4 protein-coding genes are annotated in these 3,371 nt (G+C 63.3%); all 4 read left to right on the top strand.

Annotated features, from left to right (window positions below; all coding sequences use genetic code 11):
* Window positions 1-269, top strand: a 269-nt coding sequence (locus HGEM_RS03135; protein ID WP_154646816.1) for a biotin/lipoyl-containing protein, incomplete at its 5' end; no start/stop codon positions are given.
* Window positions 270-386: 117 nt separating this feature from the next.
* Window positions 387-1,514, top strand: a complete 1,128-nt coding sequence (locus HGEM_RS03130) for a sodium ion-translocating decarboxylase subunit beta (protein ID WP_019127949.1) — start codon at window positions 387-389, stop codon at window positions 1,512-1,514.
* Window positions 1,515-1,526: 12 nt separating this feature from the next.
* Window positions 1,527-1,661 carry an OadG-related small transporter subunit gene (locus tag HGEM_RS10585; RefSeq protein ID WP_019127948.1) on the top strand — a complete coding sequence of 45 codons (135 nt, stop codon included), beginning with the start codon at window positions 1,527-1,529 and terminating at the stop codon, window positions 1,659-1,661.
* Window positions 1,662-1,685: 24 nt separating this feature from the next.
* The gene (locus HGEM_RS03125; protein WP_019127947.1) at window positions 1,686-3,080 is read left to right on the top strand and encodes an oxaloacetate decarboxylase subunit alpha; all 1,395 of its coding nucleotides are present in this window, start codon (window positions 1,686-1,688) and stop codon (window positions 3,078-3,080) included.
* Window positions 3,081-3,371 lie beyond the last annotated feature (291 nt).

The following is a 3,371-nucleotide window of genomic DNA, read 5'->3' as shown; positions in this document are numbered from 1 at the left end:
CCGCGGAGCCCGCGCCCGCTCCCGCAGCCGCGCCTTCCGCCAACGCACCGGCGGGCGCCCACGTACAGGAAGCCCCCATGCCCGGCACCATCCTCGACATCCATGTCAACGTGGGCGACACCGTCGAGGTCAACCAGCCCGTCATGGTCCTCGAGGCCATGAAGATGGAGAGCGAGATCGTTGCCGAGCAGGCCGGTACCATCGCCTCGATCAACGTTGCCAAGGGCGACATGGTGAATCCGGGAGACCTGCTCTTCTCGATTTCCTAACCGCACCGCACGGGTTGACAGCGGGGTCGGAGGGACCTGCCAGCCCGTGCCCATTCACCCGATACCGGGGTTGACAGCCACGTCCGACCTACCGTCAACCCGACAGAGGAGAGACCATTGGAGATTCTTACCACGGCAGCTGATGTGCTGACTGCCGGCATCGTGGCGCTCGCGGCCGAACCCGGCCGTCTCGTCATGATGGTCATCGGCTGCGTCCTCATGTACCTTGGCATCAAGAAGGAATACGAGCCCACGTTGCTCGTGCCCATGGGCCTCGGCACCATCTTGGTGAACATTCCCAGCTCTGGCGTCATCGGAGAGACCGGACCCTTCCAGATCCTCTTCGATATGGGCATCGAGACGGAGCTCTTCCCGCTGCTGCTCTTCATCGGCATCGGCGCCATGATCGACTTCGGTCCGCTGCTCTCGAGCCCGTTTCTGCTCATCTTCGGCGCGGCGGCGCAGTTCGGCATCTTCTTCGTGATCATCGTGGCGACGCTTCTCGGCTTCGACATCGCCGACGCCGCCTCCACGGGCATCATCGCTGCAGCGGACGGCCCCACGTCCATCTTCGTGGCTAACAGCTTAGGCTCGAAGTATATGGGTGCCATCATGGTCGCCGCGTACTCGTACATGGCCCTCGTGCCCATCATCCAGCCCATCGCCATCAAGGCGTGCACCACGAAGCGCGAGCGCCGCATCCATATGAACTACAACCCGCGCGCCGTCTCCAAGACGTCGAAGGTCCTCTTCCCCGTCATCATCTGCATCATCGCCGGTCTCATCGCACCGGCCTCGCTGCCGCTTGTTGGCTTCCTCATGTTCGGTAACCTGTTGCGCGAATGCGGCGTGCTCGACAGCCTCTCCAAGAGCGCCCAGAACGAGCTCGTGAACCTCATCTCGATCCTCTTGGGCCTATGCGTCTCGGTGAAGATGGAGTATCACGACTTCCTGCAGGTCGACACCCTCATCGTCATGGCGCTCGGCCTCGTGGGCTTCGTCATGGACACGGTGGGCGGCGTCATGTTCGCAAAGCTTTTGAACCTTTTCCGCAAGGAGAAGATCAACCCCATGGTGGGTGCCGCCGGCATCTCGGCGTTCCCCATGAGCTCGCGCGTCGTGCAGCGCCTCGCCACGGAAGAGGATCCGCAGAACTTCATCCTCATGCAGGCGAGTGCCGCGAACGTGGCCGGGCAGATCGCCTCGGTCGTCGCCGGCGGCCTCGTGCTCGGGCTCTTGATGTAGGGAGGACAAGGTATGTCTGAGAACCTTATCACCGCCTTTGAGCTCCTCGGTATTGGCTGGGGCGGCATCTTCGTCGTCATGATCATCATCTACCTCGTGTCGCTCGCGCTGTCGAAAATCTTCGCGCCGCGCGGGCCCGAGGCGTAGCGACCGCGAAAGGAGGACGGCCATATGGGACGCACCATTCGCTTTATGGAAACCATCCTGCGCGACGGCCAGCAGAGCCAGATCGCGACGCGCATGCCCATCGAGGATATGCTGCCGGTGCTTGAGGACCTCGATTCCTGCGGGCTCTACGCCCTCGAGGTGTGGGGCGGCGCGACCTTCGACTCGTGCCTGCGCTACCTGAACGAGGACCCGTGGGAGCGCCTGCGCACCATCCGCAGTCACGTGAAGAACGCCAAGCTGCAAATGTTGCTGCGCGGCCAGAACCTGCTTGGATACCGCAACTATGCGGATGACGTCGTCGAGGAGTTCGTGAAGAAGTCCGTTGAGAACGGCATCGACGTGCTGCGCATCTTCGACGCGCTCAACGACACGCGCAACCTCAAGACCTCGATCCGCGCCGCAAAGGAGGCGGGCGGCGAGGTGCAGGCGGCCATCTGCTACACCACGAGCGACGTTCACACGATCCGTTACTTCACCTCGCTCGCGACCGAGATGGAACGCGCCGGAGCCGACAGCATCTGCATCAAGGACATGGCGGGCGTGCTCACGCCCGAGGTAGCCTACGAGCTCGTGGGCGAGATCAAGGCTGCAACCGACCTGCCCGTACAGGTGCACACGCACGGCACTGCGGGCATCGGCCAGATGACCTACCTTAAGGCCGTCGAGGCCGGGGCCGACATCATCGACACCTGCCTCTCCCCGCTCGCGGAGGGAACGAGCCAACCCTGCACGGAGTCCATGGCCATCGTACTCGATGGTCTGGGCTACGAGACGGGGCTCGACGTAGACAAGCTCGACGTCATCGCCAAGCACTTCGCCGGCGTGCGCGATCGCTTCCTCGCCGACGGCGGGCTTAACCCCAAGGTGCTCGAGGTGGAGCCGAAGGCGCTCCTCTATAAGGTGCCGGGCGGCATGCTCTCGAACATGATCAGCAACCTTACCGACCTCGGCGCGCTCGACCGCTACAACGAGGTGCTCGCCGAGGTACCGCGCGTGCGCGCCGAGCTGGGATATCCGCCGCTTGTAACGCCGCTCTCGCAGATGGTGGGCTCGCAGGCGCTCATGAACGTACTCTCCGGCGAGCGCTACAAAGTGGTCCCGAAGGAGATCAAGGACTACGTGCACGGCATGTACGGACGGCCACCCGTGACCATCTCGAAAGAGGTTCGCAAGCTCATCATCGGTGACGATGAGGTCATCACGAGCCGCCCCGCCGACCTGCTCGAGCCCGAACTCCCCAAGGCGCGCGAAGAGATCGGGATGTACGCCAAGAGCGAGGAAGACGTGCTCTCCTATGCGCTCTTCCCGGAACAGGCGCGAGACTTCCTGGGACGGCGCGAAGACCCGTTCTACGATGTGCCCGTGCAGGAGGTTGAGGTCACGATCGACGTGGCGTAGGGTGTCGCTGGTCGAGGGAATCGGTCTCGCTATCTGTCCCACCGGGAGCCCCTCGACGTTTGCTTCTTCGCTGGTCCTCGCAACTCAGCAGAGCTGAGTTGCTGCGGAATCGCTCAGAAGTAAACGTCGAGGGGCTCTCTGCGTTTACCCGGTCGACGTCGGCCGTCGGCCGGCCGCTGCGCGAGCGGCTGTGGCTCCCACGCGGTCACGAGGGGGGCTCGCTTCGCATCGCCCCCAGGGAAGGTTACTGGAATGAAAAGGAAGGGCTCCGTTGCTGGAGCCCTTTTGGTT

The organism is Enorma massiliensis phI, from assembly GCF_000311845.1.
Taxonomy (GTDB): Bacteria; Actinomycetota; Coriobacteriia; order Coriobacteriales; family Coriobacteriaceae; genus Enorma; species Enorma massiliensis.
This window is presented reverse-complemented; position numbering and strand designations above follow the sequence as displayed.

Excerpts from the sequence above, each read along its gene's own strand:
- HGEM_RS03125 (WP_019127947.1), top strand. The coding sequence starts at position 1,686 with ATGGGACGCACCATTCGCTTTATGGAAACCATCCTGCGCGACGGCCAG.
- HGEM_RS10585 (WP_019127948.1), top strand. The coding sequence starts at position 1,527 with ATGTCTGAGAACCTTATCACCGCCTTTGAGCTCCTCGGTATTGGCTGG.